Origin of the sequence: Nocardia sp. CA-151230, from assembly GCF_050942175.1 — a bacterium.
Classification (GTDB): Bacteria; Actinomycetota; Actinomycetes; order Mycobacteriales; family Mycobacteriaceae; genus Nocardia.
In genome coordinates, this window is record NZ_CP192061.1 from 5,214,868 (window position 1) to 5,228,130 (window position 13,263).

The window sequence follows — 13,263 nt, forward strand, 5'->3', positions numbered from 1 at the left end:
ATGAGTTCCCCGAGTGCATCGCTGACGGTCTGGGCCGGCGCCTGGCTGGCCGGCCGCAGCGCCCCCGACGACGTGCTCGACGCGTTGCGTGCCTGGGCTACCCAGCAGACGGTGGCCGCCGGGGATCCCGTGACCGGCGGGCGCACCGGATTACCGTGGGCGTCCGACGACGATCCCGCGGCTGTGGCCGGGGCGGGAATCATGGTGCTGCTCAAGGTCATCCGGGAAGCGGTCGACGGGCCCGAGGCGCAGGTGCGGCTGGTGCTGCCGATCCCCGGAGACGTACGCGGACTCCCGGTCGGCACCGAATTCGCCACCGCCGCAACCGAAGCCGAGGAAGGCATTCTGATCGGGACGGCCGGATCGAGCGGCACCGGACTGGTCCCGGTCTGGACCGATGACGACGCACTGCAATGGCGGGTCTACTCGGCACCGATCCCCTTCGCGCTCGCGCCCGAAATGCCGCTGGGCGAAGCCGAATACACCATGCGGGAGGCGGTCCGCGACGCCGCCGACGCACTCCAGCAGCTCCAGACCACCCGGCTCGGGTCCGGCGGAGTCGGGCCTCGCGAGCTCGTCGAGGCCGAACTGGCCGGACATACCAGGCATAAGTACCCCGATTCGATGCCCTTGCGCGCCCGGCGGATCCTCGACACCGCCGACCAGGTGGCCGCGATCCTCACCGTCGCCGAGCGCGAACCAGCCTCGGCTCCCACCTCCGCGACCGCCGTGGCCGCGCAGGAGGCCCTACTCCGACCACTCTGGAACGCGATCCGGGCCGCACGGCTGGCCGCGGTCCACGCCCGCTGACTGTCCGATTTCTTCAAGACCGCCGGTGATCGGGCCACATACCGTTCGGGTATGGCTATTCGACTGAATGTGATCGGGATCGTGGTGTCGGACATGGGTGCGACGCTGGAGTTCTATCGGCGTCTGGGAGTGAAGTTCGCCGACGGGTCCGAGCAGCAGCCACACGTCGACGCCGACCTGGGCGGCGGTATCAAGCTGATGCTCGACACCGAGGAGACAGTCCGGTCATTCCATCCGGACTGGAAGGCAGTTCCCGGGGCCGGGCGAATCGGCCTCGCGTGCGACTGCGGCTCACCCGCCGGGGTGGACGAGAAGTTCGAAGAGCTGGTCGACGCAGGCTACGAAGCCGAGCTCGAGCCCTTCGATGCGTTCTGGGGCCAGCGGTACGCCACAGTCCTCGACCCCGACGGGAACGGCGTCGACCTCTACGCCGCCCTCGCCTAGATCGGCAAGATCGTTTGTCAAGTCGCGGGTCGGGTGTTCTGGCTGGTGACGGTGTTGGACGAAGCTGGTTGTCGGTAACGTGCTTTGGGTGTCTACGAAGGCTGAACGGCGGGCTGCCCGTGGCGTGGTGGCTGCGTATCACGAGGCGCAGCTCGGGGTCCTGGTCGAGCATGTCGGCCGGGCGGTGGATCGGTTCCGTGCCGGCGAGCAAGACTCGTTCGAGGTGGACGCGGTGATCCACCAGTTCCATCGGGCGGCCCGGCAGCTGTGGTCGTTCTGTGCCCGTTCCGGCACGCAGGTGGAATCGACTGCGCACCTGATTCAGCGCATGGCCGATGACGGCGACGCAATCGACTGGTGGCAGCGCGGCGCGTCGGCCAGGTTCGGGAATGCCGAGGATCGCGACGCCTGATCCGGCGGGTGGTGTGTGGCAGCTCAGGCAGTTGCGGGGGAGCTGCTTGGTCTTCAGCATCGCGAACAGGACGTCGCAGCGGCGTCTGGCCAGGCAGATGAGCGCGGCGTTGTGCTTCTTGCCCTCGGCGCGCTTTCGTTCGCAGTGGGTGCCGGTTGGGTCGTGCAGGGCGGCGAAGGCCGAGAGGAACAGGGCGGGTTCGAGCTTGTGGTTGCCGCGAATTACCATGTGATATAAGCAAATTCAGACCGAGGACATTTCCACTAACCCAAGCAATTGCCCGGGTGACATGTCCGAAAACTCGCGAATATCCCGAGTCAAATGCGCTTGATCGGCGTATCCCACCAATGCGGCAACCTCCGCAAGTCCCATCCCACCCCGCGCCAGCGCCAGCGCCCGCTGCATCCTCAACACCCGGCCCAGAGTCTTCGGCCCATAACCGAAGGCCGCCAACGAGAGTCGATGCAGCCGCCGTGGACCCGTTCCCAATTCTTCGGCCGTCGCCGACACCGACATCCCCGAGCCCAACGAGATCACGATGAATCGCACCATCGGATCCGCAGCATCGGTCTCACTCACACGCCACCGCGCGATGGTCTCGAGACCGACCGCCGGATTCGGCGCCTTGGCGATCAACTCGGAGGCGCGGCGGAGGCGTGCCGGGGACCAGAGGTCGGCAAGATCAGCTCTGGTGTCGCGTAGTTCGTGTGCGGGTACCCCGAGCAGAGCCGGAGCCGTGCCGGGGAAGAAGCGGATCCCCGTGATCCGGTCGGCGAATCCCGCTGGCGGGCGGTAGGCGCGGGTGTCCGGCCCTGCCACCGAGAGTCGCCCGTCGATCCACAGCAGATCCATGCTGCCGTCGGGCAGCACGGGCAGATCCGTGTCCACGACACCCTCGCGGGTCCACACCACCGCGCCGCTGACCCCCGACCGACGCTCCCGATAGCCCCGCGGCGGGTGGACTTCCATCACCACACCCACTCCTCACCGCATCCCGACCCCGAAAAGCGCTGAAACACGCCCTTGTTCAGCACCTCGTGCACACTTGCATCGTTTGCTAGTTTGCACTCGATGCAATGTTGCACGTTATGCCGTCGCGGGTTCCGCTGCATCGGAGACCTCGACCACGTGCTCGGACTGCCCCGGCTTCCAGGTCGTCACCTCCAGGCGCCCGTCCACGATCTCGACCGACGACGCCCCCGTGATCTCGACGGCGTAGAACGGCTCGAACTTGCGGCCACGCAGGTCGAACCCGCTCTCGGCGAACAGGTCCTCGGCCCAGCGCCGCTGCAGGTCGAGATCCTGGACATCGCGCACGGTGCCGAAGATCTTCACGTCGCCATCGCTGACCTGCGTATCCACCGTCGCCGTGTGCAGGCAGAAGCGTGGGTCGCGGGCGAGATCCGCGAACTTCTTCGTCCCCGGCATGCCGACCAGCCACAGCTCGCCCTCGAAGATGCGCGGTTCGAGCGGGCTGATGCGCGGGAAGCCATCCTTGCGGAGGGTCGCGAGCATGCACAGGTTGCCGGTGGCGGCGTGGCGACGGGTGAAGATGGTCGAGATGCGGGGTGCGGCGGCAGCGAACTCGGTCCAGGAGGTCATGTTCGCGACCGTACTCCCGGGGACCGACACGTCCGCTCGTCGAAGCTCTGCGATTTCTGTTTGAATGGCTAGATGTCGATCTCCCGCCGGATCGCCGTACTCGCCGCGGCACTCATCGGCTGTGTCATCCCCGCCACGCCCCAGGCGAACGCCGTGGTCGGCGGCACCGAAGCCCATGCCGTCGACTATCCCTGGCTCGCCGCCGTCGGCACCCCGCTGTTCTTCCTCCGCGGCTCCGGCCAGTTCTGCGGCGGCGCGCTCATCGCGCCCGACCAGGTGCTCACCTCGGCCCACTGCGTGGCGCTCGCCCAGCTGCTGCCGCAGGCGCTGAGGGTCACCTTCGATCGCAGCGACCTGACCTCGCACGACGGAACCACCGTGAACGTCACCGGTGTTCACCTGCACCCCGATTTCCGCGCCGACGCGGTCGACGGCGTCGACGTCTACCACCACGACCTCGCCATCCTGACTCTCGCGACCCCGCAGCATCGGCCCATCGTGCCGATCGCCGCACCGCAGGGCGACCACGCGACCGTGCTCGGCTGGGGCGGCACCTCCGAGAACGACCTGTTCAACACCGCGCTCAGGCGCGCCACTGTCCCACTGGTCTCCGACGCCGACTGCGCCGCCGACTATCCCGGCGTCTTCGATGCCACCGAGATGGTGTGCGCCGGCTCGACCGAGGCCGATACCGCCGAATTCGACAGCGGCGGTCCGCTGCTCGTCGACGGCAAGCTGGTCGGCATCACCTCGTGGGCGCGCGGGACGGCCTTGGCCGGCTCTCCGACTGTCTACGCTCGGCTGCCCGCATCGTTCTGAACCGTCAGACCTTCGACGCCGACTGGTCGAAGGTGAACACGCCGTTGGGGTCGTAGTGCTCGGCGATGCCGTGCAGCCGAGACGCGTTGTCGCCGTAGTAGGCACTGCCCCAATTCGATAGGTCGGGGTCGATGTAGTTGACGAATGCCGTGTTCCCGGTCAGGTCGCCGAGTCGATCCCGGACCTCGTTCACGGCGTTCCGGGCATCCGGCGTGGTGGCGCCGACATAGATCTGGGCGGTCGCCAGTGCGCCGCGATACGGAAAAGCCGTGTCCTTCGCGCCGATTCGAGAGGGAGCTCCGCAGAGGCTGTCCAGCAGAATATCCATCCCTTTCCGGCCGGTGAGCAATGCGGTCAGCCGACTCGGATCGGAAATCGGTTTGGTCAGTACTCGCGAGGAGGCCGCGAACGACTCGCGACCCAATACTCCCCCGCCATTCCAGTTCGGCTTGCACTGGTCCACCGAATAATTAGCGCACCCGCCGAAATACATCATTGCCGACAGGTAGTCCTTGGTCAGCGAATACCTGTTGGACGGTTGGGTCTTGGTGGCTGCCACCAGTTTGTCGACGAGAGCGTTCATTGCGCTCTCGGATCCGACATAACAGCCATTGATCCGGCACGTCGGCGGGCTCCCGGCGGAAATGCCGAGGGTGGACCAGAATTCGTCCGGAGCCGACGCGGTGAAGGTCTGCCAGGCGCTCAGCACGTCGGTCAGCGATCCGGCCGGAAAGCGGACCTGGAAGACCGCCAGCTGCGGTGCCGCCACGGTCTGGAAGGTGAACGAGGTGACAATGCCGAAGTTGCCGCCACCGCCGCCGCGCAGCGCCCAGAACAGATCGGGTTCGGAGGTCGCCGAGGCGGTTCGCACCGTGCCGTCCGCGGTGACCACCTGTGCCGAAACCAGGTTGTCGCAGGTCAATCCGTACTTCCCGGCCAGCACGCCGACCCCGCCGCCGAGTGTCAGGCCGGCGATCCCGACCGTCGGGCAGGATCCGGCCGGGAGGCAGCGGCCCGCCTGAGCGAGCGCGGAGTACACGTCCATCAGCCGCGTGCCCGCACCGATGACCGCGGTGCCGTCCGCTTTCACCTCGACCCGGCTCATCCCGCCCAGATCCACGACCAGGCCGTTGTCGGGTGTCGAGTAGCCGCCGTAGCTGTGCCCGCCGCTGCGCGCCGCCACCGGGATCTTCGCGCTCGCGGCGGCATCGACGCAGGCCTGCACATCGGAAGCAGTGGCACACTGCGCGATTGCCGCGGGCTGCCGGGTGTCGAACGCGGGATTGTAGGCCAGTTTCGCCGTCGCATAACCGGAGTCGGACGGCAGATTCAGTGTCCCGCTCAAGCGCTGCCGTAGCGCGACCCAATCCACCTGTCCGGCAGGCGGTTGCGCGGCAGGCACCTCCGGCAGGCAGCCGGTTGCCGACCCGAGTGCGGCCAGGCCCGCACCGAGTCCTACCGCCCGCAACAGGTTTCGCCGATTGATCGCCACGATGGCGTCCCTCCCCCGAGGGTGTGCCCGGCCCGCCGGGCACACACGAACCATTCAACGGTCGGTTATCGGGACCGTGAACGTTCGCGTTTCAGCCGAGCATGCCCTCGGCGAGCCGCGCCCAATCGGCGAGAACCTGCTTGCGCCGCAGGCGATCCCGTCCCACCATCTCGTCGAGGGTCGCGCCGCGCACCAGATTGATGGTGAGCCAGAACGCGGCCTCGAGGCGTTCCCGCGGCGCGTCGATGAAACGCCCGCAGGCGTCGAGCAGTTCGATCGTCAGGTCGTGCTGCACGCGCAGCATGTTCCGGCGCAGATCCTTGTCATTGGCGATGCCGACGTACAGCTCGACCGCGGCCTTGCCCAGCTTCCCCGCGAAAGGTGCGGTCACCAGCTCGACCAGCACCTCCCCCGCCGACGCCGCCCGCGACAGCGTCCGCTCCCGCCGCTGCAGCGCCTCCCCCTGCCGCTGTGTCAGATGCTCGATGGTCTGGGCGAACAATTCCTGCCGGGTGTGGAAGTGATGCAGCTGCGCGCCCCGGGTCACCCCGGCCCGCGCGGTGATGTCGGCAATCGACGCGCTCGCGTACCCGACCTCGGCCAGGCTCTCGATGGCCGCGTCCAGCAGCAGCGCTCGGGTGCGGAGGCTCTTCTCCTGATGCTTATTCGGGGGCAGACCGGATACCACCTGGTCAGTCTATCCGCCTTGCGAAATTGCGTGCTCCCTTGCACGCAATTGGGTGTCGGTCGTAATGTGACCTGCATGCCCGTCGATCGCCTGCTGCCCACGCCCGAAGCCCGCGACCTCATCGAGCTCACCCGCGATATCGCGGACAAGGTGCTCGAACCCCAGGTCGTCGAGTACGAGAAGCAGGAGCGCTACCCTGCCGAGGCGTTCCGCGCGCTCGGCGCTGCGGGGCTGCTGAGCCTGCCGTATCCGGAGGAGTTCGGCGGGGCCGGGCAGCCGTACGAGGTGTATCTGCAAGTGCTCGAGGAACTCGGCGCCCGGTGGGCAGCGGTCGCGGTGGCGGTGAGCGTGCACAGCCTGTCGTGCCATCCGCTGTTCGCCTACGGCACCGAGGAGCAGAAGCAGCGCTGGCTGCCGGAGATGCTGTCCGGCAATCTGATCGGCGCCTACAGCCTGTCCGAGTCGCACGCCGGATCCGACGCTGCCGCCCTGCGCTGCCGGGCCGTCGAGGCCGAGGGCGGCTACCGGATCACCGGCACCAAGGCGTGGATCACCAACGGCGGCAAAGCCGATTACTACACCCTGTTCGCCCGCACCGGTGAGGGCTCACGCGGCGTCTCGTGCTTCCTGGTCCCCGCCGGCACCGAGGGCCTGTCGTTCGGCAAGCCCGAGGAGAAGATGGGCCTGCGCGCGGTCCCGACCACCACCGCCGCCTACGACAATGTCTTCCTCCCGGCCGAGCGCCTCATCGGTGAACCGGGACAGGGCCTTCCGATCGCCTTCAGCGCCCTGGACTCCGGCCGCCTCGGCATCGCCGCCGTCGCCACCGGCATCGCCCAGCGCGCCCTCGACGACGCCGTCGCCTACGCCAAGGAGCGAGAAGCCTTCGGCCGCCCCATCATCGACCACCAGGGCCTCGGTTTCGTCCTGGCCGACATGGCCGCCGCCGTGGACTCCGCCCGCGCCACCTACCTCGACGCCGCCCGCCGCCGCGACGCCGGCCTCCCCTACTCACGCCAGGCCAGCGTCGCCAAGCTCACCGCCACCGACGCCGCCATGAAGGTCACCACCGATGCCGTCCAGGTCTTCGGCGGCTACGGCTACACCCAGGACTTCCCCGTCGAGCGCTACATGCGCGAAGCCAAGATCACCCAGATCTTCGAGGGCACCAACCAGATCCAGCGCCTGGTCATCGCCCGGAGTCTCGCGAGCAGCTGAGGCCCGAGTCGGTGCGGCGCTAGCCCCAGGAGCCGGTCGGCACCTGGGAACTCGGCGCCGCGCCGGTGATGTTCCACGAGCTCATGACGTCACCGCCGGTGCAGCCGGGAGTCAGGGTTGCTTGGCCGTGCGCCGGAACGGTGACGCGGAAGGCCTCGGGTTCGATGCTGGTCGTCGAGGTGTCGTTCCCGTTCTGGTACGTCGGGAAGTTCCAGTGGATGCACAGCGCGGTGCCGGAGACGACGTAGTCCTCGTCGTTGTCGTTGGTGCAGTTGGTGCCCGCGCACGCGACACCCGGCACGATGTCGTCCGCCACCGCTGTCGGCGCGAGCAGCGCAGTCGTGGCGGCGATGCCCGCGAAGGCGGCCAGGGTCGCGATCGAACGTGTCCTCATTACATTCCCCCCTCGACCGATCGGATCGCCTCGACAGTAGGGCCGAATCGGCTGCGCCACAACGTGTTTATCTGCCCACGACCAGCATTCGGCCTTACCCTCGACCGAGGTGACGTCCCAGCACCCGACGAGTTCCTCGAAGTCCTATGCTGAGCTCAGGCCACCGAGGAGGTGTCATGGGACGTATCGTCTCCACCGTGATCGGCGTCGTACTGTGCGCCGTCGGAGTGATCTGGATGGCGCAGGGCGCCGGTTCCCTGCACGGGTCGCCGATGACCGGGCACTCCGAGTGGAGTTATCTCGGTGGGGTTCTCGTCGTGATCGGGGCCGGCCTGCTGCTCTGGACCGGGTACCGGTCGCTACGGCGCTGACCGGCGGGCGGCCAGGAACAGGTCGTGTTCGACCATGGCCGAGGGATGGTCGGGCCGGAACTCGACCACCCGTTCGCGGACGACGTCCAGGCCCAGATCGCTCAGCCGGCGCTGGAGCTCCTCCACCGGGTAGCTACCGACAGTGACGGCCCTACCCATGAATTCGATATCGAGGCCCTCGATATCGGCGGGCGCAGTGGCGAGCAGGAACAACCCCGCCGGCGTCAGCCACTCCACGAACTTCCGCAGCGCGGCATCGATCTCGGTGCGGATGAGCTGCAGCAGCGGGGAGAACGCCACCACCGCGTCCCAGGTGCCGGGCGGAGAGGAGAGCGTCCGAAGGTCGACGGCCCGTCCCACACCCGACATCGAGCACCTTCGCCGCATCCGGCAACTGGGTGAGCAGCCATTCGACTTCCTCGCGCTGAGCGCTCAGCCCGGCGAACGCCTGCTCGTAGTCCTTATCCAGCCCGTTCGAACACCTCGACTGCCGAAAGTCCCATGGCGCCAACGGTAATCGCACGACCACACCCGGGGCTGGAACGCCGAAGGTCCGCGACGACGCGGACCCCGCGGGCCGGCTCAGGCATCGACCGACTGGTCCCAGTCGATGACGAAGCGGTGGACCGGGCCGAACATCTTCTCCGGCTTGAGGAAGGTGCGGGTCGCGAGAGGCATCATGAGCCCGAACAGGGCCTTGGCGACCGGGCCGGAGGTCTTGCCGTTGTTGGTCTTGGCGGCATTGTCGGAGATGTCCTCGACGCGGGGGCGACGCAGGCGCTCGTAGGCCGCGAAAGCCGCTGCGGGGTCCGGGATGTCACGCAGGCAGCGGGCCAGCTCGACGGCCGACTCGATGGCCAGCGACGCGCCCTGCCCAGAGCTGGAGGACGGCGCGTGCACGGCGTCGCCGACCAGGACCACCCGGCCGCGGAACCAGTTGGGCACGTGGGGCATCCGCTCCATCGGCCCGGTGACGATCATGTCCTCGACACCGGTCTCGGCGAAGAGCTGCTCGCCGGGGGTGTCGCCGACGTGGGCGGCGCGCAGCTTCGCCAGCCAGTCCTCGGCGGGCACGGCCTTCGCCTCGGCGAGGGTCATGGGCTGTTCCTGCGGGAAGTTGCTGAAGAAGACGTGCTTGCCGTTCGGCTGACGCCAGTAGCCGTAGAAGGCGCGCTTGCCGAAGGCGAAGTGCATGGCTTCGATATCACCCTCGCCGCCGTCGGAAAGCCTTCCGTCCGGCGTGAATTCGCCGAAGCCGAAGCTCATCAGGCCGGTGTACTCCGGGCCGGGGGCCTGCGGGTCTATCAGGGTGCGCACGGTTGAGTGGATGCCGTCCGCGCCGATCAGGATGTCGCCGGTGGCCGTGGTGCCGTCCTCGAACTGCGCGATCACGCCCGTCTCGGTCTGTTCGAGGTCGACCAGCCGCTTGCCGTGCTCGATGGTGATGCCATTGGCGACCGCGTGGTCGTGCAGCACCCGGAACAGGTCCGAGCGCAGCATGGTGCAGCTCGGCGGCAGGCCGGGCAGCGCGTCGACCCGCATGAGCATGCGGCCCGTTCCGGTCTCCATCACCATGCTGTGCAGCGGGTGCCCGGCGGCCTCGACAAGCTTGTCCGCGCCGATGATCCCCAGTGCCGCAAGGCCGTTCGGCGCTACAGTGAGCATCGAGCCGGTGTCGGCCGCGGCCGGGTACGCCTCGTACACCGTCGCCTCGATGCCTGCCTTCTGCAGCGCGAGCGCGGTCACCGGGCCCGCGATGCCGCCGCCGATGATCAGTGCCTTCTTGATGCCGTTCATGACTGTTGCCTTCCCCGATTCCTTCGATCACCCTTGCGACCGCCTGCAGCAATAGTATCCATGCAACTAGTTTCTGCGCAACTAGTTTGTGGGACAAAAAGGGGCCTCACCGGGAAACACCCCGATGAGGCCCGCTCGGATCTACGCCGTGGCCTGCCGCTTCGGCAGCTTCCAGCCCGGGCGCGGGAAGTGGCAGGTGTAACCGTTCGGGAACCGCTCCAGGTAATCCTGGTGCTCCGGCTCGGCCTCCCAGAACGTGCTCGCCGGGGTCACCTCGGTGACCACCTTGCCCGGCCACAGGCCGGAGGCGTCGACGTCGGCGATGGTGTCCTCGGCGACCCGCTTCTGCTCGTCGTCCAGGTAGAAGATGGCAGAGCGGTAGCTCGTCCCGATGTCATTGCCCTGCCGATCCTTGGTGCTCGGATCGTGGATCTGGAAGAAGAACTCCAGCAGCGCACGGTAATCCGTCTGCGCCGGGTCGTAGACGATCTCCACCGCCTCCGCGTGCCCGGGGTGATTGCGGTAGTTCGGATTGTCGTTGCGACCACCCGTGTAACCCACCCGGGTCGACAGCACACCCGGCTGCTTCCGGATGAGATCCTGCATGCCCCAGAAGCATCCGCCGGCCAGAATGGCCTTCCGCGTGTCGGTCACGCTTCCTCCTTCGTGAACAGAGACTTGTACTGCCCGTAGCCCTCGGCCTCGAGCTGGTCGAGGTGGATGAACCGCAGCGACGCCGAGTTGATGCAGTAGCGCAGCCCGCCCGCATCGCGCGGCCCATCGGTGAACACATGACCCAGATGGCTGTCGCCATGCGACGAGCGCACCTCGGTCCGGATCATGAAGTGACTCAGATCCCGCTTCTCGACCACGTTGGCGTTGTCGATCGGCCTGGTGAAACTCGGCCACCCCGATCCGCTCTCGAACTTGTCCGTCGACGCGAACAACGGCTCACCGGACACCACATCCACATAGATACCAGGCTCGTGGTTGTCCCAGTACTCGCCCGTGAACGCCCGCTCGGTCCCGTTCTCCTGCGTGACGTGATACTGCTCAGGCGACAGCGCGGCCACAGCCGCCGGATTCCGGTTGTACTCCCGTGCCACATGACCTCCTTGATCGGCCTCAGCTACAACCCACCCTGCCCGCTGGAAAGTCCACCCTCAACCCCGCGTCATACTTCTGTCACCATTGGCCGCCGGGCATACTCACCAGCGTGAGCGCGCCCGGGAACGAGACCGACGACGACCAGGTGCCCGCGTGGGCCCGGCGAACAGCGGGCGAATCGCGGTGGGCGGCGACCGCGGCCATCGTCGGGATCCTGGTCGTGCAGTTCTATCTGCCCGCGCAATTCACGGCCGGACCGCGCTGGGTGGTCCCTGGCATCGGGCTGCTGTTGCTGATCGTCCTGATGATCGGCAACCCCGTCCGGCTGGACCGGGACGAGATCCGCCTGCGCCGCTTCAGCCTGCTGCTTATGGCGCTGCTCGGATTCGCCATGGTGTGGTCGGTGGCACACCTGGTGCGGGCGCTCATCGATGGCACGGTCAGCGACAATGCGGCCGGCCTGCTGACCTCCGGCGGCGCGGTCTGGCTGACCAATGTGCTCGTATTCGCGCTCTGGTACTGGGATTTCGACCGCGGCGGGCCCGCCGCACGCGCCCGCGCCCGCAAGCCCTATCCCGATTTCCTCTGGGTGCAGATGCAGAATCCGGATCTCACGGATCCCGAGTGGGAACCGCAATTTCCGGATTACCTCTACCTGTCCTTCACCAACGCCACCGCGTTCAGCCCGACCGACGTGATGCCCATGTCCCGCTGGGCGAAAACCCTCATGATGGTCCAATCGGCGATCTCGCTCATCACCGTGAGCCTGGTCATCGCCCGCGCGGTCAACGTCCTGAAGTAATGCCGAACCCGTTGTGTCAGCGGTTGAACCACATATCGGCTATCAGCATGATCACCGCGACACCGACGAAGGCGGCGGCGAAGCCGATGGACTGGCCGATGGTGCCGACGATACCGGCGGCGAGGAACAGCGTCAGGACCGGCGCCCAGACGAACATGTCCGGCGGGCCGAAGGTGCGCTGCTTGCGGGCGGCGGCACCGCTCGAGGCGGGCTGACGGCGTTGCGGGGTTCCGCGTCCGGGTGTAGTCACCTGGGCGAGACTACAATTCGGCGGCCGCCGGTGCCACCGCGGGGCGGCGCGGCGGGAGCGCACAGCAGCCGACGACGCAGGGCACGCCGTTGACGGTGCAGCCCAGGGCGGTGATCTCGCTCAGGCGGGCCGGGGCAGCGGCAGTGCGGTACTCGTCCACCAGGTCGGCGACCATGTGCGCATAGCGGGGGTCCGGGCCGGGTGTGGCGGCGCGGGCGAAGGCCATGCCCAGTTCGGCAGCCCGCTCCTTCGCCTCGTTGTCGAGGTCCCAGATGACCTCGAGGTGATCGGAGACGAAACCGACCGGGCACACCACGACCGCGTCCACGCCGCGTTCGGCGAGGGCATCGAGGTGGTCGACGATGTCGGGGTCCAGCCACGGGATCTGCGGCGGGCCGGAACGCGACTGCCACACCAGGTCGTAGTCGTCGAATCCGGTTGCGGCAGAGCACAATCGGGCCGCCTCGGCGACCTGGCGGCTGTAGAGGTGCTGCTCGGCGGGCGGGCCGGAGGCGACATCGGCCGAGACCGGCACCGAGTGGGCGGTGAAGACCAGGCGGGCGGACTCGCGTTTGCCGGCCGGCAGTTCCGCGACGGCCGCGCGGATCGAGTCCGCGAAGGCCTCGATCAACAGCGGATGGTCGAAATACTGGCGCAGCTTCACCAATTCGGGCGCGTCGGCGACCGCGGCCCGGGCGCGCACGATGTCCTCGTGGTACTGCAGGCAGCCGGAGTACCCGCCCCACGCCGAGGTCGGGAAAACCAGCGCGGACCGGACACCGTCCGCGCGCATGCGCTCGACGGTCTCCTCGACCATCGGATGCCAGTTGCGGTTGCCGAAGTACACCGGCAGATCGATACCGCGCGTGGCGAATTCGGCCTCGATGGACTTGATGATGTCGAGGTTCAGGGCATTGATCGGCGACACCCCGCCGAAGTGCAGATAGTGCTGCGCGACTTCGGCGAGGCGCTCCGGTGGCACGCCCCGGCCCCGAGTGACGTTCTCCAGGAACGGCATCACGTCCTCGGGGCGCTCGGGACCGCCGAAGGACAGCAG

At 67.7% G+C, this 13,263-nt stretch carries 18 protein-coding genes and 1 pseudogene; 7 read left to right on the forward strand and 12 right to left on the reverse strand.

All coding sequences use genetic code 11. From position 1 onward, the window contains the following. The 3 genes from ACQP1O_RS24845 (at nucleotide 1) to ACQP1O_RS24855 (ending at nucleotide 1,666) form a co-directional block, all read left to right on the forward strand. Nucleotides 1-810 (forward strand): hypothetical protein, encoded by an 810-nt coding sequence (locus ACQP1O_RS24845; protein WP_433560882.1) that lies wholly within the window; start codon nucleotides 1-3, stop codon nucleotides 808-810. A gap of 51 nt (nucleotides 811-861) precedes the next feature. Beyond that, on the forward strand, nucleotides 862-1,254 hold the full coding sequence (locus tag ACQP1O_RS24850; protein ID WP_433560883.1) for a VOC family protein: 393 nt from the start codon (nucleotides 862-864) through the stop codon (nucleotides 1,252-1,254). 88 nt (nucleotides 1,255-1,342) lie between these two features. Next, nucleotides 1,343-1,666 (forward strand): hypothetical protein, encoded by a 324-nt coding sequence (locus ACQP1O_RS24855; protein WP_433560884.1) that lies wholly within the window; start codon nucleotides 1,343-1,345, stop codon nucleotides 1,664-1,666. A gap of 51 nt (nucleotides 1,667-1,717) precedes the next feature. On the opposite strand, the pseudogene ACQP1O_RS24860 reads toward ACQP1O_RS24855, so the two are convergent. The 3 genes and pseudogenes from ACQP1O_RS24860 to ACQP1O_RS24870 form a co-directional block, all read right to left on the reverse strand. After that, a pseudogene (locus ACQP1O_RS24860) lies at nucleotides 1,718-1,897 on the reverse strand (IS110 family transposase); the annotation flags it as partial. 12 nt (nucleotides 1,898-1,909) lie between these two features. Beyond that, nucleotides 1,910-2,635, reverse strand: a complete 726-nt coding sequence (locus tag ACQP1O_RS24865; protein ID WP_433567775.1) for a helix-turn-helix domain-containing protein — start codon at nucleotides 2,633-2,635, stop codon at nucleotides 1,910-1,912. A gap of 117 nt (nucleotides 2,636-2,752) precedes the next feature. Further along, a complete protein-coding gene (locus tag ACQP1O_RS24870) occupies nucleotides 2,753-3,268 on the reverse strand; it encodes a pyridoxamine 5'-phosphate oxidase family protein (protein ID WP_433560885.1) in 516 nt (171 codons plus the stop codon). A gap of 72 nt (nucleotides 3,269-3,340) precedes the next feature. Between ACQP1O_RS24870 and ACQP1O_RS24875 the strand changes: the two genes are divergently transcribed. Next, on the forward strand, nucleotides 3,341-4,087 hold the full coding sequence (locus tag ACQP1O_RS24875) for a S1 family peptidase (protein WP_433560886.1): 747 nt from the start codon (nucleotides 3,341-3,343) through the stop codon (nucleotides 4,085-4,087). Between the two features lie 4 nt (nucleotides 4,088-4,091). On the opposite strand, the gene ACQP1O_RS24880 is transcribed toward ACQP1O_RS24875, so the two are convergent. Both ACQP1O_RS24880 and ACQP1O_RS24885 read right to left on the reverse strand, forming a co-directional pair. Further along, the gene (locus ACQP1O_RS24880; protein ID WP_433560887.1) at nucleotides 4,092-5,579 is read right to left on the reverse strand and encodes an FAD-binding oxidoreductase; all 1,488 of its coding nucleotides are present in this window, start codon (nucleotides 5,577-5,579) and stop codon (nucleotides 4,092-4,094) included. Between the two features lie 91 nt (nucleotides 5,580-5,670). Continuing rightward, nucleotides 5,671-6,267, reverse strand: a complete 597-nt coding sequence (locus ACQP1O_RS24885; RefSeq protein ID WP_354849316.1) for a TetR family transcriptional regulator — start codon at nucleotides 6,265-6,267, stop codon at nucleotides 5,671-5,673. Nucleotides 6,268-6,342: 75 nt separating this feature from the next. Here ACQP1O_RS24885 and ACQP1O_RS24890 point away from each other — a divergent pair, with 75 nt between their 5' ends. Next, on the forward strand, nucleotides 6,343-7,485 hold the full coding sequence (locus ACQP1O_RS24890; protein ID WP_433560888.1) for an acyl-CoA dehydrogenase family protein: 1,143 nt from the start codon (nucleotides 6,343-6,345) through the stop codon (nucleotides 7,483-7,485). Between the two features lie 19 nt (nucleotides 7,486-7,504). On the opposite strand, the gene ACQP1O_RS24895 is transcribed toward ACQP1O_RS24890, so the two are convergent. After that, a complete protein-coding gene (locus ACQP1O_RS24895; protein ID WP_433560889.1) occupies nucleotides 7,505-7,879 on the reverse strand; it encodes a hypothetical protein in 375 nt (124 codons plus the stop codon). A gap of 176 nt (nucleotides 7,880-8,055) precedes the next feature. Between ACQP1O_RS24895 and ACQP1O_RS24900 the strand changes: the two genes are divergently transcribed. Beyond that, on the forward strand, nucleotides 8,056-8,250 hold the full coding sequence (locus ACQP1O_RS24900; RefSeq protein ID WP_433560890.1) for a hypothetical protein: 195 nt from the start codon (nucleotides 8,056-8,058) through the stop codon (nucleotides 8,248-8,250). Here ACQP1O_RS24900 and ACQP1O_RS24905 read toward each other — a convergent pair. The 4 genes from ACQP1O_RS24905 to msrB all read right to left on the reverse strand — a co-directional run bounded on the left by ACQP1O_RS24905 (nucleotide 8,239) and on the right by msrB (nucleotide 11,153). Further along, complete coding sequence (locus ACQP1O_RS24905) at nucleotides 8,239-8,619, reverse strand: hypothetical protein (protein WP_433560891.1); 381 nt, start codon at nucleotides 8,617-8,619, stop codon at nucleotides 8,239-8,241. The genes ACQP1O_RS24900 and ACQP1O_RS24905 overlap by 12 nt on opposite strands. Before the next feature lie 213 nt (nucleotides 8,620-8,832). Next, complete coding sequence (locus ACQP1O_RS24910; protein WP_433560892.1) at nucleotides 8,833-10,047, reverse strand: FAD-dependent monooxygenase; 1,215 nt, start codon at nucleotides 10,045-10,047, stop codon at nucleotides 8,833-8,835. Nucleotides 10,048-10,188: 141 nt separating this feature from the next. Next, complete coding sequence (msrA, locus tag ACQP1O_RS24915) at nucleotides 10,189-10,701, reverse strand: peptide-methionine (S)-S-oxide reductase MsrA (protein WP_379388423.1); 513 nt, start codon at nucleotides 10,699-10,701, stop codon at nucleotides 10,189-10,191. After that, nucleotides 10,698-11,153, reverse strand: coding sequence for a peptide-methionine (R)-S-oxide reductase MsrB (msrB, locus tag ACQP1O_RS24920; RefSeq protein ID WP_433560893.1), 456 nt, complete (start codon nucleotides 11,151-11,153; stop codon nucleotides 10,698-10,700). Before msrB ends, msrA begins: the two co-directional genes overlap by 4 nt. Before the next feature lie 110 nt (nucleotides 11,154-11,263). Here msrB and ACQP1O_RS24925 point away from each other — a divergent pair, with 110 nt between their 5' ends. Continuing rightward, a complete protein-coding gene (locus ACQP1O_RS24925) occupies nucleotides 11,264-11,956 on the forward strand; it encodes a hypothetical protein (RefSeq protein ID WP_433560894.1) in 693 nt (230 codons plus the stop codon). 16 nt (nucleotides 11,957-11,972) lie between these two features. Here ACQP1O_RS24925 and ACQP1O_RS24930 read toward each other — a convergent pair whose 3' ends face one another. Continuing rightward, entirely contained in the window at nucleotides 11,973-12,206 is a 234-nt protein-coding gene (locus tag ACQP1O_RS24930) for a hypothetical protein (protein WP_433560895.1), read from the reverse strand. A gap of 10 nt (nucleotides 12,207-12,216) precedes the next feature. Continuing rightward, nucleotides 12,217-13,224 (reverse strand): ferrochelatase, encoded by a 1,008-nt coding sequence (locus ACQP1O_RS24935; RefSeq protein ID WP_433567776.1) that lies wholly within the window; start codon nucleotides 13,222-13,224, stop codon nucleotides 12,217-12,219. Between the last annotated feature and the right edge of the window lie 39 nt (nucleotides 13,225-13,263).

Coding starts and splice junctions, on each gene's coding strand:
- ACQP1O_RS24845 (WP_433560882.1), top strand. CDS start 1: ATGAGTTCCCCGAGTGCATCGCTGACGGTCTGGGCCGGCGCCTGGCTG.
- ACQP1O_RS24850 (WP_433560883.1), top strand. CDS start 862: ATGGCTATTCGACTGAATGTGATCGGGATCGTGGTGTCGGACATGGGT.
- ACQP1O_RS24865 (WP_433567775.1), bottom strand. CDS start 2,635: ATGGAAGTCCACCCGCCGCGGGGCTATCGGGAGCGTCGGTCGGGGGTC.
- ACQP1O_RS24870 (WP_433560885.1), bottom strand. CDS start 3,268: ATGACCTCCTGGACCGAGTTCGCTGCCGCCGCACCCCGCATCTCGACC.
- ACQP1O_RS24875 (WP_433560886.1), top strand. CDS start 3,341: ATGTCGATCTCCCGCCGGATCGCCGTACTCGCCGCGGCACTCATCGGC.
- ACQP1O_RS24890 (WP_433560888.1), top strand. CDS start 6,343: ATGCCCGTCGATCGCCTGCTGCCCACGCCCGAAGCCCGCGACCTCATC.
- ACQP1O_RS24895 (WP_433560889.1), bottom strand. CDS start 7,879: ATGAGGACACGTTCGATCGCGACCCTGGCCGCCTTCGCGGGCATCGCC.
- ACQP1O_RS24900 (WP_433560890.1), top strand. CDS start 8,056: ATGGGACGTATCGTCTCCACCGTGATCGGCGTCGTACTGTGCGCCGTC.
- ACQP1O_RS24905 (WP_433560891.1), bottom strand. CDS start 8,619: ATGTCGGGTGTGGGACGGGCCGTCGACCTTCGGACGCTCTCCTCTCCG.
- ACQP1O_RS24910 (WP_433560892.1), bottom strand. CDS start 10,047: ATGAACGGCATCAAGAAGGCACTGATCATCGGCGGCGGCATCGCGGGC.
- ACQP1O_RS24935 (WP_433567776.1), bottom strand. CDS start 13,224: ATGCCGTTCCTGGAGAACGTCACTCGGGGCCGGGGCGTGCCACCGGAG.